This is a genomic window from Leeia sp., from assembly GCF_041909055.1.
Lineage (GTDB): Bacteria > Pseudomonadota > Gammaproteobacteria > Burkholderiales > Leeiaceae > Leeia > Leeia aquatica.
Window position 1 is genome coordinate 228,788 of sequence record NZ_JAYREC010000005.1, and the last position, 21,384, is coordinate 250,171.

General features: G+C 59.7%; 18 protein-coding genes. 3 read left to right on the forward strand and 15 right to left on the reverse strand.

The annotated features are described in order from the left end of the window. Positions 1 to 21: 21 nt before the first annotated feature. From ACE3O2_RS13885 to ACE3O2_RS13925, 9 genes are all read right to left on the reverse strand, one after another. Positions 22 to 852, reverse strand: coding sequence for a CoA ester lyase (locus ACE3O2_RS13885; protein ID WP_374338437.1), 831 nt, complete (start codon positions 850 to 852; stop codon positions 22 to 24). A 70-nt stretch (positions 853 to 922) separates the two neighbouring features. Beyond that, positions 923 to 1,828, reverse strand: a complete 906-nt coding sequence (locus ACE3O2_RS13890) for an isopenicillin N synthase family dioxygenase (protein WP_374338439.1) — start codon at positions 1,826 to 1,828, stop codon at positions 923 to 925. Positions 1,829 to 1,865: 37 nt separating this feature from the next. Then, positions 1,866 to 3,083, reverse strand: a complete 1,218-nt coding sequence (locus ACE3O2_RS13895; RefSeq protein WP_374338441.1) for a M24 family metallopeptidase — start codon at positions 3,081 to 3,083, stop codon at positions 1,866 to 1,868. A 36-nt stretch (positions 3,084 to 3,119) separates the two neighbouring features. Beyond that, positions 3,120 to 3,626 carry a MaoC family dehydratase gene (locus ACE3O2_RS13900; RefSeq protein WP_374338443.1) on the reverse strand — a complete coding sequence of 169 codons (507 nt, stop codon included), beginning with the start codon at positions 3,624 to 3,626 and terminating at the stop codon, positions 3,120 to 3,122. A gap of 31 nt (positions 3,627 to 3,657) precedes the next feature. After that, positions 3,658 to 5,034 (reverse strand): MATE family efflux transporter, encoded by a 1,377-nt coding sequence (locus ACE3O2_RS13905; protein ID WP_374338445.1) that lies wholly within the window; start codon positions 5,032 to 5,034, stop codon positions 3,658 to 3,660. Next, a complete protein-coding gene (locus ACE3O2_RS13910; RefSeq protein ID WP_374338447.1) occupies positions 5,031 to 6,386 on the reverse strand; it encodes a hypothetical protein in 1,356 nt (451 codons plus the stop codon). The genes ACE3O2_RS13905 and ACE3O2_RS13910 overlap by 4 nt, the downstream gene beginning before the upstream one ends. Beyond that, entirely contained in the window at positions 6,383 to 7,378 is a 996-nt protein-coding gene (locus ACE3O2_RS13915; protein ID WP_374338449.1) for a fatty acid desaturase, read from the reverse strand. The genes ACE3O2_RS13910 and ACE3O2_RS13915 overlap by 4 nt, the downstream gene beginning before the upstream one ends. Before the next feature lie 79 nt (positions 7,379 to 7,457). Then, positions 7,458 to 8,357: a hypothetical protein gene (locus ACE3O2_RS13920; RefSeq protein ID WP_374338451.1), complete on the reverse strand. Its 900-nt coding sequence runs from the start codon at positions 8,355 to 8,357 to the stop codon at positions 7,458 to 7,460. 47 nt (positions 8,358 to 8,404) lie between these two features. Continuing rightward, a complete protein-coding gene (locus tag ACE3O2_RS13925) occupies positions 8,405 to 9,631 on the reverse strand; it encodes an aminotransferase class I/II-fold pyridoxal phosphate-dependent enzyme (protein ID WP_168877590.1) in 1,227 nt (408 codons plus the stop codon). A gap of 315 nt (positions 9,632 to 9,946) precedes the next feature. Here ACE3O2_RS13925 and ACE3O2_RS13930 point away from each other — a divergent pair, with 315 nt between their 5' ends. Beyond that, the gene (locus tag ACE3O2_RS13930) at positions 9,947 to 10,510 is read left to right on the forward strand and encodes a helix-turn-helix domain-containing protein (RefSeq protein ID WP_374338454.1); all 564 of its coding nucleotides are present in this window, start codon (positions 9,947 to 9,949) and stop codon (positions 10,508 to 10,510) included. A gap of 4 nt (positions 10,511 to 10,514) precedes the next feature. On the opposite strand, the gene ACE3O2_RS13935 is transcribed toward ACE3O2_RS13930, so the two are convergent. Further along, the gene (locus tag ACE3O2_RS13935) at positions 10,515 to 10,841 is read right to left on the reverse strand and encodes a hypothetical protein (RefSeq protein ID WP_374338456.1); all 327 of its coding nucleotides are present in this window, start codon (positions 10,839 to 10,841) and stop codon (positions 10,515 to 10,517) included. A gap of 177 nt (positions 10,842 to 11,018) precedes the next feature. Between ACE3O2_RS13935 and ACE3O2_RS13940 the strand changes: the two genes are divergently transcribed. Next, complete coding sequence (locus ACE3O2_RS13940; protein ID WP_374338458.1) at positions 11,019 to 11,615, forward strand: adenylate/guanylate cyclase domain-containing protein; 597 nt, start codon at positions 11,019 to 11,021, stop codon at positions 11,613 to 11,615. 1 nt (position 11,616) lies between these two features. On the opposite strand, the gene ACE3O2_RS13945 is transcribed toward ACE3O2_RS13940, so the two are convergent. The 3 genes from ACE3O2_RS13945 to ACE3O2_RS13955 all read right to left on the reverse strand — a co-directional run bounded on the left by ACE3O2_RS13945 (position 11,617) and on the right by ACE3O2_RS13955 (position 14,338). After that, entirely contained in the window at positions 11,617 to 12,189 is a 573-nt protein-coding gene (locus ACE3O2_RS13945; protein WP_374338460.1) for a hypothetical protein, read from the reverse strand. Positions 12,190 to 12,216: 27 nt separating this feature from the next. Beyond that, on the reverse strand, positions 12,217 to 13,266 hold the full coding sequence (gene dinB, locus ACE3O2_RS13950; RefSeq protein ID WP_374338462.1) for a DNA polymerase IV: 1,050 nt from the start codon (positions 13,264 to 13,266) through the stop codon (positions 12,217 to 12,219). 70 nt (positions 13,267 to 13,336) lie between these two features. Continuing rightward, on the reverse strand, positions 13,337 to 14,338 hold the full coding sequence (locus tag ACE3O2_RS13955) for an ABC transporter substrate-binding protein (protein ID WP_374338464.1): 1,002 nt from the start codon (positions 14,336 to 14,338) through the stop codon (positions 13,337 to 13,339). A 217-nt stretch (positions 14,339 to 14,555) separates the two neighbouring features. Between ACE3O2_RS13955 and hrpA the strand changes: the two genes are divergently transcribed. After that, positions 14,556 to 18,440, forward strand: coding sequence for an ATP-dependent RNA helicase HrpA (gene hrpA, locus ACE3O2_RS13960; RefSeq protein ID WP_374338467.1), 3,885 nt, complete (start codon positions 14,556 to 14,558; stop codon positions 18,438 to 18,440). Between the two features lie 235 nt (positions 18,441 to 18,675). On the opposite strand, the gene ACE3O2_RS13965 is transcribed toward hrpA, so the two are convergent. Further along, positions 18,676 to 20,304 carry a methyl-accepting chemotaxis protein gene (locus tag ACE3O2_RS13965; RefSeq protein ID WP_168877597.1) on the reverse strand — a complete coding sequence of 543 codons (1,629 nt, stop codon included), beginning with the start codon at positions 20,302 to 20,304 and terminating at the stop codon, positions 18,676 to 18,678. A gap of 202 nt (positions 20,305 to 20,506) precedes the next feature. Next, entirely contained in the window at positions 20,507 to 21,247 is a 741-nt protein-coding gene (gene fabG, locus ACE3O2_RS13970) for a 3-oxoacyl-ACP reductase FabG (protein ID WP_374338469.1), read from the reverse strand. Positions 21,248 to 21,384 lie beyond the last annotated feature (137 nt).

Genomic DNA, 21,384 nt, shown 5'->3' on the forward strand with positions numbered 1-21,384 from the left:
AAACGCGCCGGCCGATCGGGCTCAGCGCTGATAGAGGCTCAGCATGCGCTTGGCCTTGGCAATAAAGGGCGGTGCAATCACTTCACCGTCCTTGATCACAAAACCAGTGGTGGAGCTCATGTAGGCCTCGATGCAGGACTGATACTTGCTGACCATCTCCGGTGAGACGGCAAATACCCGGTTGATCCCGGCCAGCTGGTCCGGATGGATGGCGGCTTTTCCGGTAAAGCCATAGCCTTTGGCGGTCACACACTCGGCCTCGAACTTCTCCATGTCCTTGATCTCAAATGAATTGGTATCAATGGCTTGCAGGTTATGGCGGGCGGCGGCTACGCAGAGGCGAGCACGGGCGTAGTCAATAAAGGCGGCATTCGGGCTGTACATTTCCGACACCAGGTCGGCCTGACCAAAGCACAGTGCATCGCTGACACTAGCAATGCCATCAGCGTTATCCACCGCCTCCACCGTCTCGATGAACGTGCACAGCCTGGGCGCGCAGGAGAGGCCGGAGAGCAAGGCACGGTAAATCTTCACCTCGTTCGGGTGGTTCACCTTTGGCAGAAAAATGGTCTGCAGGTCGTGCTTGCCTGCCGCGTACAGGGTCTTCAGCAGCTGCAGATCGGCCAGACCATCATGGCTGGCGATGGTGTTGATACGCAGCCCCAGCTTGATGCCGCGGGAGCGGATCGGTGAAAAATCAAAGTTCTGGATCTTGTGCCGGGCATCTTGCTTGGCTTGAACATGGGTGGAGTCTTCCAGGTCGACCACCACCATGTCGGTCGAGAGACTGTCCAGGTGCGCCACAACGGAATCCACCCGCAGCGCTGGGGTATACAGGTAGCTGACATCCATCTGAAACCTCCTTCAACAACACCACCAAATTGCCGGGGGTACCGGCCTCCAGTCACATCTGCCGCCGGGGTCAGGCAGCCATGTTCTCGCGCCCGAACAGGGCATCCATCTGTTTGTTGCCGCTTTGCACCAGCTCGTCTTCATTGGTCAGCTTGAAGAACACAATGGATTGGCGCTCCTGGCTACCAAGCACCACCCGGTGCTCGGTCGAGACGTATTCATGATTGGACCAGTGCGCCATCAGGTCACCGATGTTGACGATGATGTGGTCTACATCCGCCGTCACCGGCGCCACCCATTCGCCTTCATTGATGCGGACCTGGATGCCGGGAGCAGTCTGCGTCAGCAGGGTCAGCACCGTGCCATCGGTATGGGCGCCCATGCCCTGATCATTGAGCAACTCCGCACTTAACCCGGGGTAGAGCTGGGAGCGCATGGAGTCATTGGCGCGGTCCATCCGTTCGGAAAAATAGGTGCGATGCACGCCGAGAGGAATGGTGAACAGCTCAGTGAGGTTCAAGGCAATGGCGTCACAAGCCTGGTAATAGCGCTTGAGCTTTTGCCGCAGGTCCCGGCCCAGATCGGAGTCCGGGAACGGCAAGGACTCGTTGTCATTCAGGATCAACCGACCGGCACTGATCTTTTCCACATAGTCGCTGGGCTTGCCCTGCTGCCCCATATAGGCAAAAGCGTTTTCCTCCAGCAAGCCGCTATAGCCATACGGGGTGTACGGGTCTTGCGGCAAGGTCGCTCCGGTGGAGAGCCTGCACTGGTTCTTGGTGGTCAGCGGCAGCTGGAAAAAGGCCTTGGAGGCCGCATGCGCCTCAGCAAAGATCTCGCGGGCATAGCCGTGCCCCTTGACCACAAAGAAGCCGGACTCGCGGCAAGCCCGGTCAATGTCGGCCGCCACACGCTGCATGCCTGCTTCGCCCTCCAGTCGGGCCGGGGTCAGGTCGATTACCGGAATGGTGGTCATATGTCTCTCCAGTCACAACAATCAGAGGTCAGCCGGTTCAAGCTGCCATGTTGCCAAACGGGTCATCAATTGACAGCGCCGGCTGGGTAAACCAGCGCGGGCCCTGCTCTGTCATGTAAATGTGATCTTCATGGCGAATGCCGAACTCGCCCGGCACACAGATCATCGGCTCGACGCTGAAGCACATGCCCGGCGCCAGCGGGGTCGGGTCATTGCCCACCAGATTGGGGGACTCATGGATATCGAGGCCAATGCCGTGCCCGGTGCGGTGCGGTACGCCAGGCAGCGCATACGCCGGGCCATAGCCTGCTGCAGTGACCCAGGCCCGCATGGCGTCATCCACCGCACCACAAGGCGTGCCCAGCTGTGCAGCCTCATACGCCACCCGCTGAGCCGTTTGCTCATGCCCCCAGACCTCTCGTTGCCGGGCGTTCGCTTCGCCAAACACATAGGTGCGGGTGATGTCTGAGCGGTAGCCATACAGGTTGCAGCCGGTGTCGATCAGCACCATCTCGCCTACCTCCAGCTTTTTCGGGTATTTCACGCCGTGTGGGAAGGCGGTATCGGCCCCAAACAGCACAATGCAGAAGTCCGAACCGGAAGCCCCTACCGCCTGATGGGCCTGGTCGATAAAGGTCTTGACCTCCTGGGTGGAAATCCCTTCACGCAGGATGCTGGCCGCTGCGCGCTGCACGTGTAGCGTCATGTCGTTGGCGCGCTGCATCAACGCCAGTTCCGTGGCGGACTTGCGGCTGCGGCAAGCGTTGCTGACCGACTTGCCATTGACCAGTTGCATGCCATGCAGCGCCTGGCTCATGCCATCAAGGCGGAAGAACGGCGTGGCTTCATCCACCGCCAGTCGGCTGCGGACCACGCCCATGCCTTCCAGCACGTGATGCAGCAGCCGGTAGGGATCTTCATGTTCATGCCAGCAATGCACCGGACCATCGACCAGCATCATGCCGCGGAAAGTTCCTTCCTCGAAGGCCGGCACGATGTAGTGCAGGTCGCCCACAGCAGGCAGGATGGCTCCGACCATGCGCTCGCTGGGATACCAGACCACCCCGGTGAAATAGTTCAGGTTGCTGCCAGCGTCGATATAGAGGGCGGCAATGCCTTGCTGCTGCATCAGTGCTTGCGCCTTGCTCAGCCGCTCCCGGTATTCTGACGTCGGTACCGGGCTCAGCCCTTCCGTCATGTTCCGCAGGGTTGCCAGCGCCTCTGCTGCCGTTTTGCCACCGATACCTTTGCTCATGTCTTGTTCCCGTGTTGTCATTAACCAGATGCTTTGCTACGCCACAGCGCTGCGCATGGGCACCAGAAACGTCCGTTTGTAGGTGATCACCGTCTTGCCATCCTGATTGCTTCCCGTGGTGCGCGCCGTGACAATGCCTTGCTGCGGGCGGGATTTGGAGGGGCGCCTTTCCAGAATCTCGGACTCGGCAAACAGGGTGTCACCGACAAAAACCGGATGGGTCAGTCGCACTTCGTCCCAGCCCAGGTTGGCGATCGCTTTCTGACTGAGGCTATGCACGGTCATGCCGTTGATGACGTTGAACGTTACCAAGCTCGACATCAGCAGTTCCTTGAATTCAGTCTGCCGGGCAAACTCAGCCTCGATGTGCAGCGGATGCTGGTTCATGGCAATCAGCGATTGCCAGATGTTGTCGGTGGTGGTCAGCGTCCGCCCCGGGCGATGCTCGATCACCATGCCCACTTCGAAGTCGTCGTAGTAAAACCCCTTGTCCTCACGGTAGCGGCCATCGGCCAGCTTGATGTAGCCAAAACGGTCAGTCATCTGCGTCTACACTCCGGGTCGTTGAACATTGTCAGGGGGCTACAGTCGCCGTGAGTACGACAGACTCGTTCCGGCGCTGCGCACGCAGCAAGCCCATCTGGAACAGCGCCGCATTGGCGGCCAGGGTAACGATCAGCCCCACCCAATACCCCTGCGGCACCCAATCACTGCCACCCTGCCCCAGCCCACGCGCCAGCACGTAGCCCAGCGGCAGTCCAATCAACCAGTTGGTCACCAGCACCGCCTTGAACAACACACCGGTCGCCTTGTAGGCGCGCAGGCTGCCGCCGATGACATCGCGCAGGGAGTCCGGAATCTGGTAGAGCGCGCACAGCGCCAGTAGCTGCGCGGCCAGGGCCAGTGTGGCAGGCTCGGTGACAAACAGCCCGGCCAACTGATCACGGAACAGCCAGGTAGCAGCCGCCGTCACACTGGCGATACCCAGACCAAACCAGGCTCCCATGCGGCAGACCAGTCGTGCGGCCTCCTGATCCCCCTCCCCCAGCTTGCGGCTGGCACGAATGGCCACCGCACAGCCAATGCTGAAGGGCAACAGGTAAAACACCCCGACCAGGGAATACGCCACCTGATGCGCCGACATCACGCGCGCACCTTCGGTGACGATCAAGGCCGCAATCACGGTGAACACCAGCATTTCGGAGAGCAGGCCAAACGCCACGGGCAAGCCATTCACCACAAACTGCTTTTGCAGTGCGGCTTGCGGTCGCAGGCTCTCACGGTCCAGTTGGACATGCTGCAGGCGCACCACCCGCCATGCAGAAAGCAAGGCCACAGCAGCCATGGCCCAGTAGACAAACACCGCAGCCAGCCCGCAGCCTGCACCGCCCATGGCGGGGATAGCCCCATAACCAAATACACACAGGTAGTTGAGCGGAACCTTGACCAACAGCCCTGTGGCGCCATACCAGATAGAAGGAAACGTGCTGTGCAGGGCTTCCACCAGATTGCGGCTGATCTGGAACACGATGTGCGCCGGAATGGCCCAGACAAAGTAGACCAGATACTGATGCGCTACCCGGTACACCTCGTTACTGATCCCCAGCTGCCGCATGATCCAGGGGGCCAGCAGCAAGTGATACGAGACCGACAGCAACAGCCAGCCCGCGCCCAGCCAGATGGCTTGACCCAGCCACTGCGGGATGCGTGCCATCTGGCCACTGCCGAGATCATGGGACAGCAAGGGCGTCAGCGCCGAGAAAAAGCCCGACTGCATGGACAAGGCAATCATCGACATGCTCAGCGCCATCGCTACACCGGCCAGATCATTGGCCCCGGCCCGCCCAGCCATCACGGTATCGCTGGCAAACATCAGTGCCATGAAAATCTGGGTGACGAACACCGGCATGGCAAGCCGGAACAGCTGCCCGGCTTCAGCACGCCAGCTCATTGGCAGGGCTCCGCCGCTGCCTCGCTGGGCAAACCAGCCAGCATGGCCAGCTGACGATCCCGCTCCTCGACGGTCATCGGTACCGCCCAGCCCACCCTGGCCGAACCCTGCGAGACGTTGACAATCTGGCTGTGGCGGCTGGCACGGACCCACAAGCCACCCGGCTGGGTATCCATCATGAACAGCCCCAGTACCAGCTGGTGCGGCACGGACTCGAAAGCCTCATCTGCCGGCATGGTCAGGCTGCTCACCTGCACCCGCTGCTGCACCGTCCATTGCGCCAACGGCACAGCCTGCAGCCGTGTTAATAAATCCTCTGCAGAATGTTCATCGCCCATCAGCACGCCAGCCCCACCGTAGGACTGGTTCAGCTTGAACACATAATGCGCACGCTCCTCCACCACCGCATGCAGCTTGCTTTCCGTCAGGGCGAAGGTATAGGGTACAAAGCGGCGGATGGCGGACTGTTCTGCCGGGCTCAACAAGGTGTGCCATCTGGGTTGGTGGAACAGGGAAAACCACGATTTATCCATGCGGATTTCGGATTCCATCGCATTGATGATGGTGGCACCGCTGGCCAGCATGCGTGCAAACTGCTGGCGGCAAAATGGGGTCATGTCTTCATACACCCCGATCCGGTAGATCAGCACATGCTTGCCCGCGCCCGGCTGCAACAGCTCGTCCGGAAACGTGTATTCATCGACCACATCTACCTGCACGCCCGGCAGCAGGGCTGAAAACTGTTCCTGTTCCAGGTCAAAGGACGGGAAATCATCACCGTCGTACATCTGCAGGCCGAACACCACCACCCGTGTCAGCTGCCGCTGCTGCACCCAGTGCTGCACTAGCCTGGCGCGAGACAGACAAGGCGAGACCTGACTGTTCATCGCATCCAGCCCCAGCGCTTCCAGCGCCATCTGCCCACACTCGAACAACTCGGCGCCGCCCACCGAAGGGTCCACATTCATTTCACAGAACACATAGCCATCCGCATGCGGCAGGATGTCGAAACGGGACACCAGATGCTCGCCTTTGACCAGCTCGTCCCAATTCATCAGTGCGGCCATCTCTTCACTAATCTGGAAACGATGCATGATGCCGCTCCGACCTTCGGTCGCCATCATGTGTCGCAGCAAACGGGTCTGCGCAGACAGCAAGGCTTTGGCGGCCTCACTCAGCACCTGATAGTCCGACTCCGGCATCACAAGCTGCAAAGGCAGCAGTTGCCAGGCATCACCCTGATAGCGGTCCAGAAACGCGCGGGCCTTTGCAACCCCACCCGAAGCCAGCACTTGTGACTTGTTCGCTGTCAGCGTCTGGATCCAGGGCTGGTTGAAAGTGGAAAAATTCATGGTCTGTGCCCTTCGGCGCTCAGGGGGTGAGTGGAGGGATAAAGCCGGATGTCTTCCAGCAATTCCGCGAGTACCGACGTCCTGCCGGCTGGAGCCGAGAACATCCCGCCCCGATGCTGGTTGGCCGCACGGTATGCCGGGTCTGCCAGCAGGATGCGATGCACCTTGCCCAGGTTCCAGTACGGCACACCGGCAAACAGATGATGCGTCAGGTGGTAGTTCTCACCATGCAGGCCATAAAACAGGTGCTCCCACCAGCTGGGAAAACGGTTGCGAGTCACCTCCAGCACGGTCTGGCCACGCTCGAACAGACGGTAGTGTTCGGACAGCAGGTTGAACCAGCCCAGTAATTGCGAAATCGTGATGAAGGGCAGCACCCAGAACAGGAGATAGCCCCAAGACCCGGCCAACCACCACATTCCGGCAAACAGTAACCCCTGGGTCACCAGCAAACCGACACAGAGGCGCGGCGTCTTCAGCATGGTGTAGATACGTGCCGTCACCAGATATTTCACATACTCCGGCACACCCAACAGCAAGCCTTGCTTGAGTACGAAGCGCAGCAGGAAATCCAGCCGGTCCTTGACCTGCAGCAGCCCGGTATCGACATACTCCTGCCGATCCGGGTCACGTGCCGGATCGCCCAGGAAGGCGTGGTGCTGCGGCACATGAATTTCGCGGTAATAGTCAAAATCAATAAAAATCGCAAAACCGGCCGGCCATGCCCCCAGGAACCGATTCCACCGCCGGTTTCGCGCAAGCGAGTAGTGCACTGCATCATGCAGCAGCGCACCCAGTGCCCGCTGTCGGGAGCCAATCAGCAATACCGAAAAGGGATAGCACCACGGTGACCACTGGCTCAGCAGCACCGCAGCCACGACCAGACTGTAATCGGTCAGCACGCCCAGCAGCCCCCGCCAGTTGCTGGACTGTTGCAAGGGCATCACCGCCGCCCGGAGCTCGGGTGAAAACTCGTGCTTCAGATAGGTCACACGCCCTCCTGAGAAATGCAGGCTCCCCTCCTTGCCGAGGCTTTCCCGGCAAGGCGTTGGATGACAACGGCAGGATCAGTTAGTTGGTGTATTCAACGACGTGGCGAACCTGACCACCGGTCTTGTAGTAGTCAATGCCGAGCGGCACCGAACCGTCATAGTCGGTCACATTGGACAAAGGCAGGCTGTAGTACGCCAGCCACTCGTCGTAATGGGATTCTTCGGAATACTGGTACTCGTAGTGACGGATGGGACGATAGGACTCCACACCTGGCACCCTGGGCATCGGGTCGGTCGCGCCATGCGCCACACCAAACTCGATCTCGTTGGAGAGCATGACCATGACCATGTCCCGCTCGAAATCCATCTTCAGGCAGAAGGAATAGTCATTGAGCAACTCGGCGTAGTGTTCCGGCTTGATGGCCATGTTGTAGTTTTGCGGGATGTTGGTGACGATCTCGCGGGCCGGAATGCCTTTGTCTGCACAGTATTGCTGAATCTCGGTGACCACCGGGTAGCCCCCTGCAATATTGCGGTTCGGGCCGTAGACGTTGGCCACAAACGGGGTAGCGGTATCAAAGTGGATGCACTTGGTGGTGACATACTCACGCCCCGCCACCTTGCCATCGTGCGAGAACTGCTTGTTCACCCCATAACCATCCACATCCATATAGTTCAGGTCGATCGGACGATGGGTGATGTTGTAGCGGTCGAGGTCAATACAGGACATGGCCTTGCGGAACAGGGTCTCATACAGGGCAAACACCGCGCCCTTGTTCTCCTCCAGGCTCATGCCATGACGCTCCAGCAGCGCGCGTGCACCGCATACCACCGCAAAGCCGCGACCTTTTTCCACCAACTGTGCCAGGCGCTGGGTCAGTGCTTCTGCCGGATAAAATGCGCCATTGTCCAAAACGATGTCTTCCTTGCTGACATCCACAATGGCCTTGCGTACATGCTCGTCATTCTGGTATTTCATAACGCCCCCAATCCAGGATATTGATTTTCAGGACACTGCAAAATTACTCAGTTCAAGCCAAAATCCAGCAACAGCTGGCTCAAGCGCAAAATTTCCGATTCTTCCACCCCCGCCCGCAGCATCACCCGCAGGCCCGCCTGGTCACGCGGCACGATGGGGAAAAACACCGGAGAGACGTAGAAACCGTTCTCATACAGGTGCTGGCCCGCTGCCATCACCTTGTCGTTGCTGGCGCTGACCAGCTTGATCGGGAAGCCATTACCCTGCTGCTCCGACGCCACGCGCGCGTCAAACAGATCAATGTGCCGCTTCAGCTTGTCTTGCCGGCGTTTCAGCTCCGGGCTGTCGTGAATGTCGGCTGCCGCCAGCGACGCCCCGATGGCCGCCACATTCATCGGTTGCGACCAAGCCAATGGCCCGCCAAAACGCTCCAGCAGCAAAGCCACATCCCGCCCTTTGGGGCCAAACATGATGCAGCCACCGCTGCTGCCATAGGCCTTGTTCAGCGTCGCCACGATGATGGTCAATTCATTGAGGTCACCCGGGATGCTGGAGCGGATATAGCCTTCGCCCTTTTCGCCCATGATGGACAGCGAATGCGAATCATCGAAGTAGATGAACATGCCGTACTTGTCCTGCAGCATCAGCAGGTCTTCCACCGGCGCATGTCCACCCATGCTGTAGGTGCCATCGCACACGTAGGCTACGTGCTCATACTTGCGGCAAACATCTTCCAGATAGTTCATGTCGTTATGCGGCGAGGTCAGCACCTCGGTTTCGTCACCGCACACCGGCTTGTACAGGTTCATGGAGAAGTGGGCGTTCTTGTCGAACACCATCACGGGCTTGCGGTTACCCGAGAAGTGACCGGAGGCCAGCAGCGGCAATACCCCAGCGGTCGCGGCACTGGCCGAGATGGCGGTAATGACATTCGCGCGGAACAGGCTGGAGAGCCGGTTCTCCAGCTCCAGCAGCGCGGGAATCTGGATGCGGATGCGTGAAATGCAATGGTCCATCACCCCATACTTTTCCAGCGCACGGATCGCGCCCTGAATGATGCCTGGGTGGGTGTCAAAGTCGAGATAGGAACAGCAACTGAAATTCAGAAAGCGGTGGCCTTCCTGCGTTTGCAGGTAGCCTCCTTCGGCCAGGTTGGCCACGATGCCGGACAAACCGTTGCGAGCGGTTTCTTCCCAGAAGGTATTGCCGATGGCAATCGCCTTGTCGTTATTACGGAACCGGTGCAAACCGGCAGGACGCTCCAGCTGACCCATGTTGCCACTCCTCTGACAGCGCGCGGGCAGGTGTTACCGCGCACTGTGGAATTAATGACACTTACATTCCAACGGACTGGCAGCAATTTACGGCAAACTTAAATTTTAGTCAAACGGATATTTTTGTCACACTAAAAGTTAAAGAAAACCTTAAGTAATATCAATGGCTACTTGCCATAATCTGCTAAAATGTGTACACAATATTCAGGCAATATCTAGGTTTGCAGGGCATATGCTTCACCAGAATAAAATCGGTGTAACCTGTCCTTTTGAACACCTTGCCCGAGCCACACTGAACATCGCCAGGACCCGCCCATGAACCTTGCCCAAATAGGTCTACGCATTCGCCGCCGTCGGCGCGAGATCAAAAAAACCCTGCAAACCGTTGCTGATGAGTCGGGGCTCTCCGTAGGCTTCCTGTCGCAGGTAGAGCGCAATCTGACCGGCATCTCGCTGTCCTCGCTGGTCAACGTTGCAAAGAGTCTGGGCATGCCGCTGCGCAGTCTGCTGGACCAGCCCGCACAGACCGAGCCCGACTCGCATGAAGGTCAACGCCAGGTCTACTCGGTCGGCAATTCGGCCCAGCGCTATGAGCGCCTGTCGTCCACCTTTCCCGGCAGCGCGCTGAATGCCACCCGGCTGCACTACCCGGCGGGCTACCGCTCGGAAACGGTGTCACATGATGGGGATGAGTTTGTGTATGTGCTGTCTGGCAGCCTGCAGTATTCGGTCGCCGGTCAAACCTACCTGCTGCAGGCGGGGGACTCCTTGCATTTCGACGCCCACAAGCCGCATGACATCGCCAATGTGGGCAGCGTAGAGGCTGAAGCCATCATCATCGGCACCCTGGCCCTGTTTGACGATGCACAAGCGGATTAAAGCCCTACTCACCAAACCGCAAGGCATTGAGGATGACCAGCCAGAGTAGTGCGGCGGCCATCAGACGCAGGGCGGTCTGAACATCAAAGGTCAGTGGCACATGCTGCAGCAGACGCCGTACCGGAAGGTCGCCCCGGCCGACATGCGCATCAGCGCTGCGTGCTGACTCGGTCATCACGCACAGCACCCCGCCCAGTACAAATAGTCCGAACGCCATGTTGCGCGCCATGAGCCAGGCTTCGCCGGGGTCGGGCAGACCAGCCAGCAAGAGCACGGTCACCGCACCCTGTGCCAACAATAAAGCCAGCAGCCCACTCATCCAGGTTCGCATGTCATGCCCCCGTTACAGATGGGGTGATTATGACAAAAGAATGGTCCACCGCAAGATGCGGGCTTCAGATTCGCCCCCTGCCACACATGGGCTGTTGCAGGAATACGACCCGCGTCCTGCTTGCAGGTGTCCACCGCCTGTAGCACCATACCTGACATCCGCTAACTGGCCCCTGCCATGCCCTATACCCGACTGCACCAATTGCTGACCGAGCGCCAGGCTCATCCCGAGCTGCAGCCAGCCATCGAGCAACAAATCTGGGCGGAGTTTGGTTGCATACAGGCCATCCTGTATACCGACCTGGCGGGTTTTTCGCGGGGCGTGGCTGATTTTGGCATCGTGCATTTCCTGCAGCTGATTCTCGAATCCCGCCAACTATTCCTGCCACTGGTCCATGCCCATCAGGGCCGCTTCCTCAAGGAAGAAGGCGACAGCCTGCTGCTGTTGTTCGATGACCCTATCCAGGCGGTCTGCTGCGCTCAGGCCATGCAGCATGCCAGTCGCCGCCACAATGTGGATCGCCCACCGGAGCAACGCATCGACCTGTGCCTGGGGCTGGGCTATGGTCAGGTCTTGCGCATCGGCCAGCACGATGTCTTTGGGGAGGAAGTGAACGCAGCCTGCAAGCTGGGCGAGGATGTCGCAGGGTCGGGAGAGATCTTGCTGACGGCCGCAACGCGCACCGCACTGCTTGCCAGCATGCCCGCTGACGCGCTCCCTCCCTTGCCCGAACGAGCGGGCTGGCCATCCGTCTACCGCCTCCGTTGGCAATAAGCTAGGGCGTGCTGCACACCACCTGCTGTTGCCGCCTCTGGGCGTGGTCAATGATCAGGCAGCGCCACGGCTGATATCGAGATTGTTGATATCGCCACTCCGTGCGAAACACCTCAGCCCCCGCGGCCGAGAAGTTCTCCTGCTGCAGTACCCGCCATCCCTCTACCGCCGGCAACAGTCGCAGGCTGTCCATCCGGTCCTGATACACCAGCCGGGGGGATTTGCCGCCCAGCACCGCCCAGGCGGCAGCAATATGCGCGCCATATAGCTCGCCACAGTAGGGCTTGGTGGAGGGCAGTACGATATAGTCAGGTGCCGCATCCGCATTCAGTCGCACCGGAAAGAACCGGAAATAGCGCATCCACGCTCGGCTGGGCTGCTGGTCAGCTTGCAAGCAGTGCTGGACCCCTTGCCGGTCATCAGCTGCCAGCCCTTGCCACAAAGCCAGCATGACGGCCCGTGGTGGGGGGCTGCCCCGCCCCGGCATCTCGGCACTGAAGTCGCGTACCTCGGCCTGTGCCGAGTGCAGCAGCAGGCTGGCGAACAGCCCACAAACAAGTTGCGTGTTTTTCATGACAACAGGGTAGCAAAGGCCAGAGCGTTACCACAAGCTCATCTGCAGCGGCGCATCCGGCTCATCGTGAAAGCGCACGCCAACACCCAACAGGCGCACTGCCTGCTGCCCACGCGGAAAGGCCTCGTGCAACAGACGGGAAAAGGTATCCAGCGTGGGCGCAAAGCTGAGGCACTCCATGGTGGTCTGGCTGAAATCGGCGTATTTGATCTTGACGAAGGCCTTGTGTGGCACATAGCCCTCTGCGCGCGACATGCGTCGCTGCCAGTCCTCATACAGCTCCGGCAACTCCGCCAGACAGGCCGCCAGATCTGGCAGATCCTGCGCATAGGTGTTTTCCACCGACAGTGACTTGCGCCGCTCATCCGGTGCCACCGCCCGATGGTCCAGCCCCCGGCACTGTTCGTACAATTGCTCACCAAAGCGGCCAAACTCCTGCACCAGCCGCGAGAGCGGCCAGCGCTGCAAATCGGCACAGCTTTCTACCCCCAACCGCTTGAGTTTCTCCGCCGTCACCTTACCCACCCCCCACAAGCGGGCAGCGGGCAGGGTCAGCATGAAAGCCTCCACATCCTCGGGGCGGATCAGGAATTGGCCATTGGGCTTGTTCCAGTCGCTGGCAATCTTGGCCAGCAGCTTGTTGGGTGCAATACCCGCCGATGCCGTAATGCCAACCTCGGCTTCGATCCGCGCCCGGATCGCTTCAGCCATGCGGGTGGCACTACCCTGGCAGTGCGGCAAACCGGTGACATCCAGATAGGCTTCATCCAGCGACAAGGGCTCAATCATGCTGGTAAAGTCGGCAAAAATGCGGCGAATGTGCTGGGAAGCCTCGCGGTAGCGGGCAAAATCAGCAGGTAGCAAAACCAGCGTCGGGCACAGTTGCTGCGCCCGGAAGGTGGACATGGCCGAGCGCACCCCATATTTGCGCGCCACGTAGTTGCACGTGGCGATCACGCCACGCCGGTCTGCCGCGCCACCGATCGCGAGCGGCACCTCACGCAAAGCCGGGTTATCCCGCATCTCTACGGAGGCGTAGAAGCAGTCGCAGTCGATGTGAATGATCTTGCGGGTCACGGCAATACACAGCGTTGTAGCACTTGCCGTTATTGTACGTTTGTTCTACATGAATGCAAAGGGCTGTGGGTTAACCCCCTTCCGTAGTCAGCCGGATGGCTTGCAACAAGGCAGAGGTATCGACCAGTGTGCTGCTGTCAAAATCACGCTTCAGACGCTTGTTCTGCAGCAGGAACTGCCGCACCTCATCCAGATAGCCCTGCATGCCGCCACCTTCTTCATTGCGGCGCTGCATTTCGCTCCGACTATGGAACCGCACCGCATTGAGCATGCCCAATAGATCAAACGAGGCATAAGGCTTCTCACCGGCGAAGGTGCGCTGGTTGAGGATGGCCTGAAACTCCTGCCAGCTGGACCCGCCCTTGATCCACTGCACCGCGCGTATCCAGCCGACAAAGAATTTAACCAGCTCGCCTTCCGGCAAGGCCCGCAAACTCTCCGGGTGGATCACCACCCCTTCCGGGATGATGCCGGGGAACTGGCTGCTGTCTGCCACCACCCGACCATCCCCCTTGCGCCGGGCATCCAGCGCGGGAGGATCGTAATGCAGGATCATCGGAAACTTGTTGTGGATGAATGCCTGGGTCAAGGGCTCAGCTTCCAGCTCCACTACTTTGACGTCGCCCAACTGCAGCCGATACTGCCGCAGATAGCGGTCCAGCAACAGCAATACCGGCGTACGGTTGAGGTAGACACCGATGGTCTGACCCTTCAGCTTCTGCATGTCGGTGAGGCTGTTCTTGGCGATCAGCTTGTCGCCACCATTGGACCAGTCCATCTCACCCAGGATGATCAGCGGTACGCCCTGTTGGTAGAGGTCTACCCAGGTGCCGGTCATGTCATACATCAAATCGATCTTGCGCGCCTGATAGGCTGCAAACAACGCTTTGTACTCCTCAAACTTCACAATCCGGACATCCAGCCCCTGCTCACGCCAGTAGCCTTTGGCATCGGCCACATTGATCGGCGCAGTCCCCACCCATGAGGTTACCCCGATCACCAATGGGCGCGCCTGCACCATCAGCGCATACGGTAGCAACAGCAGCAGGCACAGCAAACGTTGACAGCGCATCACACACACCTCGCAGCAAGCGGGTTGACCGGGGAAGAGACGGCAAAGACTGGCCGCGAGAATACGCTTTATGATCAGTGCTTTACAGCTAAAACCCCGCAATACGTCATTGCACTTCCCGCAACACTGCACGCCAGAATGAGAGATGCCCGAAGCCACCTCAGACGCAGTGGTCGTGCTAAAATGCCCCGCTCTCGATGACACACGCTCTTTTGCCATGACCGCCGCCCAGACCGACCTGCGCGCCTTGCGCGCCCAACTTGCCGAATGCCTGGCCAAGGACCGCGACAGTCTGGGCAAAAAGCTGCACCAGCTGACGGAACGCCAGCGCAAAAACCAGCCGCATGACAAGCTGCTCAGCGACGTGCAGCAGGCCATCGAACGCTCTGTCCGGCAGCGTCAGGCCCGTCTGGCCAGCACGCCCACGGTTCACTTCGCCAACGACCTGCCCTTTCATGACAAGCTGGACGACATTGCCGCCGCGCTGCAGCAGCATCAGGTGGTGATCGTCTGCGGTGAAACCGGCTCCGGCAAAACCACCCAGCTCCCCAAATTGTGTCTGGCGCTGGGGCGGGGGGTGGATGGCCTGATCGGCCACACCCAGCCACGTCGGCTGGCCGCCCGCTCGGTGGCCTCGCGCATCGCGCAGGAGCTGAAATCCCCGCTCGGCCAGCTGGTGGGCTATCAGGTCCGCTTTGCCGACCACGTCTCGCCTGATAGCCGTATCAAACTGATGACCGATGGCATTTTGCTGGCGGAAACCCAGGGCGATCGCCAGCTGCTGGGCTACGACACGCTGATCATTGATGAGGCGCACGAGCGCAGCCTGAACATCGACTTCCTGCTCGGTTACCTGAAGCAGCTGTTGCCACGCCGCCCCGACCTCAAGATCATCATCACCTCAGCCACCATCGACGCCGATCGCTTCTCCAGGCACTTTGGCGGCGCCCCGGTGATCGAAGTCTCCGGGCGCACCTACCCGGTCGAGATGCGCTACCGTCCGCTACTCAGCGAAGATGAGGACGACCGTGAAACCGATATGGAGCAATCCATCGTCGAGGCCTGTGATGAGCTGTCCCGCCTGGGACCGGGCGACATTCTGGTGTTCCTGCCTGGTGAACGGGAAATTCGCGACACCGCCGAAGCGCTGCGCAAGCATCATCGTGCCGGTACAGAAATCCTGCCGCTGTTCGCCCGCCTGTCGCACGAGGACCAGCAAAAGGTGTTTGCCCCGCATGGCGGGCGCCGCATCGTGCTGGCCACCAATGTGGCGGAGACCTCGCTCACCGTACCGGGTATCCGCTATGTGGTGGATACCGGGCTGGCCCGCATCAACCGCTACAGCACGCGCGCCAAGGTCACCCAACTGCTGATCGAGCCGATCAGCCAGGCCGCAGCACGACAACGTGCCGGTCGCTGCGGTCGGGTCAGTGCCGGGGTGTGTATCCGTCTGTACAGTGAGACCGACTTTCAGCAGCGTCCGGCATTTACCGACCCGGAAATCCTGCGCTCCAGCCTCGCCAGCGTCATCCTGCGCATGACCGCCTTGCGACTGGGCGCGGTGGAAGACTTCCCCTTTCTGGAAGCCCCCACCTCGCGCGCCATCCATGATGGTTACCAGTTGCTGCACGAGCTAGGTGCGGTGGACGAGCAACGCCAGCTGACCCGGCTGGGTGAACGGCTGGCCAAACTGCCACTGGACCCGAAGATTGGCCGACTACTGCTGGCCGGGGAGGCCCAGCATTGCCTGCAGGAAATGCTGATCATCGCCACCGGTCTGTCGATGCAGGACCCGCGCGAGCGCCCGGTAGAGGCTCGCGAGGCAGCCACGCAAAAGCATGCGGTGTTTGCCGATGACAAATCCGATTTTCTCAGCTACCTGAAGCTGTGGGACTGGTTTGCCGATGCGCTGAAACACAAAGAATCCAACCGCAAGCTGGTGCAGCGTTGCCACGATCATTTCCTCTCCCACTTGCGTCTGCGCGAGTGGCGTGAGCTGCATGGACAACTCGCCTCGATTGCCGCCGAGATTGGCCTGCGCAGCAATGATACGCCAGCCACCTTTGAGCAAATCCATAAAGCACTGCTGTGTGGCCTGCTGGGCAATACCGGCTTCCTCACCGAACAGGGCGACTATCTGGGCGCACGCGGTAGCCGCTTTTGGGTGTCGCCGGGTTCCGGGCTGAAGAAAAGCCGCCCGAAATGGCTACTGGCAGCGGAGCTGACCGATACCGGCAAACTGTATGCCCGCTGCGTAGCGCGGATTGAGCCGGAATGGGTGGAGCAGGTAGCGCGCCATCTGGTGAAGTCCCACTATTTCGACCCACGTTGGGATCGTAGCAGCAAGCAGGTGATTGCCTTCGAGAAAGTCACGCTATTTGGTTTGACGCTGGTACCGCGTCGCCGGGTGAGCTACAGCCAGATCAACCCCAGCGAAGCCCGCGAGTTGTTCATTCGCGAAGCGCTGGTGCATTTTGATTACGACAGCAAAGCCCCCTTCTTCCGCCATAATCAGCAGTTGATTGCGGAAGTGGAGGAGCTGGAGCACCGCAGCCGCCGGCAAGACGTGCTGGTCAACGCTGACCGCATGGTGACCTTCTTTGATGCCTTGCTGCCGCCCGACATTTGCAGTGGCGCCAGTTTTGAGCACTGGCGCAAGGAAGCCGAGCAGAAGCAGCCTCGCCTGCTGTTCCTTAGCAAGGAACAGCTGATGCAACGGGATGCCACCCATGTTACCGAAGCCCTGTTTCCGGACCAGATGACAGTCAAAGGCCATACCTTGCCGCTCAGCTACCGCTTTGAGCCGGGGCACCCGCTGGATGGGGTCAGCGTGACAGTGCCATTGGCGCTGCTCAATACCCTGCAGCCGCTGGATTTTGATGCGCTGGTCCCCGGCATGTTGCGGGAAAAAGTGGGCTGGCTGGTCAAAGCCCTGCCCAAGCCGGTCCGCCGCCTGTGCGTGCCGGTGCCGGATACCGTCACCGAACTGCTGGAAAAACTGCGCCCGGGCCAGCCCTTGCTGCCGGAGCTGGTCCGCCTGTTGCAATTGAAAACCCAGCAGCCGCTGCGGGTTGAAGACTGGCCGCTTGCAGAGCTGCCACCGCACTTGCAGATGAATTACCGGGTGGTGGATGAAGCCTTGCAAGAACTGGCCAGTGGGCGGGACCTGCTGGCGCTGCAGCGCGAGCTGGGCGGAGCCGCCCAGCTGACCTTCCGCCAGTCAGCCGCCGCGCCACTGGAGCAGAGCGGACTGACCGAATGGACCTGCGGCGACCTGCCCGAGTCGCTGCACTTCACCCGCAATGGCGCCAGCCTTACTGGCTACCCGGCGCTGGTCGACATGGATGACTCGGTCGCGGTGATGCTGCTGGACACCGCCGAGGAAGCCGGAGCAGCTCACCGCGCCGGGGTACGCCGCCTGCTGCGATTGGTGCTGAAGGACCATCTCAAGCAATGGCAGAAAAGCCTGCCCAACTGGACACAGCTTGCCATGCAGCTGCGCACCTTGGGTAATAGTGATGTGCTGCTGGAAGACTTCATGACGGCGGTAGCCGACCGCGCCTTTATTGGTGAGGATGCACTGCCACGCAGCAGCAAGGCCTTTGACGAGCAGCGCGCCCGCGCCCGTACCCGCTTGCCCGCCGTGACTCAGGGGCTGCTGAAGACCCTGGGCGAAATCGCTGCTCTGTGGCAACCGCTGCTGCACAAGCTGGAGAAGCCTGATGCACAAACCCGGCCACTCGCAGCCACGCTCAAAGCCCAGTTGCAACAGCTGGTCTTCCCGGGCTTCCTGCAGCAGACGCCGTGGGCGCAGCTGGCACACCTGCCACGCTATCTGAAGGGCATACAGCTGCGGCTGGAGAAATACCCGACCGCACGCGACCGTGACCAGCGGCATGCGCAAGCGCTTCATGTTCTGTGGCAGCGCTACCAGGCGCGCGCCAGCCTTAATCAGCAGTTGAAGCGGCACGAGCCCAAGCTGGACGACTTTCGCTGGATGCTGGAGGAGCTGCACATTTCGCTGTTTGCCCAGGAGCTGCGCACCCCTTACCCGGTCTCGGTCAAGCGGCTGGAGAAATACTGGCAGGACGCAGGCTTTTGACCGCGGGTCGGAGTCGAGCTGGCAGGAAAAGCGCTGAGGCCACAGTGGGGCCATGGCTCGCTATGGGGTATTTTACCCAGCACACTGATTTGTTGCCTGCAGCGACCTGATCTGGCGGCTGCCATTCTGGTGGATACGCTGTTACGGCTGTAACACTGCGCCACGGCTAGGGCAGACAGACAAGCCCATGAAAAAAGGCAGCCTGATGGCTGCCTTTTTTGACATCGATAAACGCTTAGAGCTTGAAGGTCTGCACCGAAGCGGCCATCTGCAAAGCGGCTTGCTCCATTTGCTGGGCCTTCTCTGCTGCCGCATCCACCGTGGCAGAGCTTTGGTCCGCCATCTGCGTCACCTGCTCCATATTGCGGGCAATTTCGCTAGACGCCACTTTTTGCTCGCGAACCGAGTTGGCGATATCATCTACCCCACGGTTGGCTTGTTCCACAGCAGAGCGGGACTCTTCCAAGGCCTCGGAGACACTGGTCACGGCCTGCTCGCTGGCCGCCAGCGATACCTTGCCGCGTTCGATCACCTGCACCACCGCCGCCGACTGGGAGGAGAGGCTTTGCGTGATCTCGTCAATCTTGACCGCAGATTGAGAGGATTTCTCCGCCAGCTTGCGCACCTCATCGGCCACCACGGCAAAACCACGCCCTTGTTCCCCCGCACGGGCAGCCTCAATGGCAGCATTCAGTGCCAGCAGGTTGGTCTGGTCCGCAATGTCCCGCACTTGCTTGGTCATACTGGTAATGCTCTGGGTGCTGCCTACAAAAGCCTGCACCGACGAAGCAATTTCACGCACTGCATTCTGCACGCTGTTCATCTGATTCACCAAGTGCGCCAGCTTGTCGCTCCCCCGGTGGGTCGCCTCCAGACTCTGACCCGACAAATTACGCAGCTCATTGGCGGCGTCGGCCACGCTGGAGATGCTGACCGTCACTTGTTCGATGGCACTGGCCGTTGCAGTGGCCGCTTCCGACTGACGATGCACACTACCCAGCAGGTCCCGTGCTGACAGAGACAAGTCTTCCGCCGCCGATTTCACCTGCTCGGTCCCTCCCCGTACGGAACCGACCGCACCAGACAGGCGTTCCACCATATGCTGCAAGGCTTTCAGCAGTTGGCCGGTCTCATCATTGCCGACCTGACCGATGCGCACTGTCAGATCACCATCAGCCACTCGGCGGGTGGTATTGACCGCCAGTTGCAGCGGACCGGTCACGCTGCGCGTCACCCAGAATCCGAGCCCCACACTCACAGCAATCGCCAGCACGCTTACCAGTAGCAAACCGGTCAAGGCTGCGTTGTAGGTGCTGGAAGCATGCTCATCTGCGGTGGCAATCTGCTTGTTCTGCAAAGCCGTCAGTTTGGCCAGGGAAGCCTGTGCATTTTTGGAGAGGGGGGAGATTTCCTTCTCATAGGTTTCTGCCGCCACCCCGTGAAGATAACTCTTCACCAGATCCCCTACCTTGAGGATCAAGGGGGACATCGCCGCCTTGTCCTTGCGAATATCTGCAAAGAGTTTTTTCTCTTCATCAGATTGCAGGGCGGCATCCAGCTTCAGGTACTCGGCTTCAGCCTTGTCCAGTTCGGTACGCGCCTCTTGCAGGCGAGCCAGATTCCCGACAATCGCCGTCTCACTCATGTCCCCTACAGCAGTCCGGGTAGCCACCGCCACGCGTAGCAAGGACGAATTCAAATCACTGGCCAGTTTGGCACGCTTGCTGGCCTGACTGGCCTCCGCCAGCCCTCCCTTGAGGTTGGACAGGCTACCTACCCCCATTGCCAGCACGATCAGCAACATCAAAGACACCACGCCAAAACCCAGCATCAACCGGGTGGCGATCCGCATATTCTTGAGCATGCGACCCCTCACTTTTGCTATGTTTTGTTTTTTTCAGCCTGCTTGGCAGGATCACCCATCAGACCCTTGCTTTATTGAAGTTACCACAGCATGAAGTAAGTGCAAATGAAAAACGCGTCATTCCTGACGCGTTTTTCATTTCGCCCGTCCAGCATACCCAAAGGGCATGCTGAACGAGCACTTCAGGGTGAGCAAAGCGTGATTACAGCGTCACGCCACCCGTCACTTCCAGTACTGCACCATTCATATAGCTGGCTTCGTCAGAGGCCAGGAAGGCGTATACATTGGCAATCTCTTCCGGCTTGCCCAAACGCCCCATCGGCACCTTCTCTTCCATGGCGGAAATCACCTTCTCCGGCATGTCTTTCAGGATGGTGGTATCGATGAACCCCGGGCAGACCGCATTCACGCGGATTCCCTTGCGACCCAGCTCACGCATCCAGGTTTTGGTAAAGCCGATCACGCCAAACTTGGCTGCGGCATAGTTGGTCTGGCCGAAATTGCCAGTCAGGCCGACAATGGAAGACGCATTCAGAATAACGCCAGAACCTTGCTCCACCATCAGGTCCACCACGGCCTTGGTGCAGTTGTAGACGCCTTTCAGGTTGATGTCGATCACCTTGTCAAACTGCTCTTCGGTCATCTTCTGCAGGCGTGCATCCATCACGATGCCGGCGTTGTTCACCAGGGTATCGATACGGCCATAGGCGGACACCGTGCCAGACACCATGGCAGCGATTTGCTCCTTGTTGGTCACATCAACCTGGAAACTGATGGCCTCGCCACCGGCAGCCTTGATTTCATCCACCAGGGTAGCCAGTGCCGCCGTATTCAGATCGCAAGCCACCACTTTGGCGCCTTCAGCAGCAAACTTCACGGCAGTTGCCCGACCAATGCCGTTGGCTGCGCCCGTAATGATGGATACCTTGCCCTGCAGTCTCATGACGATCCCTTCCTCAATATTCAAATTGCGTCGATGGTGTGTAACAACGAGATCAGTACTTGGCTGACCTCTGTTCATTGGTACAGTTGCTGCGCGAACTGTAGCTCAATATTTTGCGTCGCACAAATTTTTGCAGT

Coding starts and splice junctions, on each gene's coding strand:
- ACE3O2_RS13885 (WP_374338437.1), bottom strand. CDS start 852: ATGGATGTCAGCTACCTGTATACCCCAGCGCTGCGGGTGGATTCCGTT.
- ACE3O2_RS13890 (WP_374338439.1), bottom strand. CDS start 1,828: ATGACCACCATTCCGGTAATCGACCTGACCCCGGCCCGACTGGAGGGC.
- ACE3O2_RS13895 (WP_374338441.1), bottom strand. CDS start 3,083: ATGAGCAAAGGTATCGGTGGCAAAACGGCAGCAGAGGCGCTGGCAACC.
- ACE3O2_RS13900 (WP_374338443.1), bottom strand. CDS start 3,626: ATGACTGACCGTTTTGGCTACATCAAGCTGGCCGATGGCCGCTACCGT.
- ACE3O2_RS13905 (WP_374338445.1), bottom strand. CDS start 5,034: ATGAGCTGGCGTGCTGAAGCCGGGCAGCTGTTCCGGCTTGCCATGCCG.
- ACE3O2_RS13910 (WP_374338447.1), bottom strand. CDS start 6,386: ATGAATTTTTCCACTTTCAACCAGCCCTGGATCCAGACGCTGACAGCG.
- ACE3O2_RS13920 (WP_374338451.1), bottom strand. CDS start 8,357: ATGAAATACCAGAATGACGAGCATGTACGCAAGGCCATTGTGGATGTC.
- ACE3O2_RS13925 (WP_168877590.1), bottom strand. CDS start 9,631: ATGGGTCAGCTGGAGCGTCCTGCCGGTTTGCACCGGTTCCGTAATAAC.
- ACE3O2_RS13930 (WP_374338454.1), top strand. CDS start 9,947: ATGAACCTTGCCCAAATAGGTCTACGCATTCGCCGCCGTCGGCGCGAG.
- ACE3O2_RS13935 (WP_374338456.1), bottom strand. CDS start 10,841: ATGCGAACCTGGATGAGTGGGCTGCTGGCTTTATTGTTGGCACAGGGT.
- ACE3O2_RS13940 (WP_374338458.1), top strand. CDS start 11,019: ATGCCCTATACCCGACTGCACCAATTGCTGACCGAGCGCCAGGCTCAT.
- ACE3O2_RS13945 (WP_374338460.1), bottom strand. CDS start 12,189: ATGAAAAACACGCAACTTGTTTGTGGGCTGTTCGCCAGCCTGCTGCTG.
- ACE3O2_RS13955 (WP_374338464.1), bottom strand. CDS start 14,338: ATGCGCTGTCAACGTTTGCTGTGCCTGCTGCTGTTGCTACCGTATGCG.
- hrpA (WP_374338467.1), top strand. CDS start 14,556: ATGACCGCCGCCCAGACCGACCTGCGCGCCTTGCGCGCCCAACTTGCC.
- ACE3O2_RS13965 (WP_168877597.1), bottom strand. CDS start 20,304: ATGCTCAAGAATATGCGGATCGCCACCCGGTTGATGCTGGGTTTTGGC.
- fabG (WP_374338469.1), bottom strand. CDS start 21,247: ATGAGACTGCAGGGCAAGGTATCCATCATTACGGGCGCAGCCAACGGC.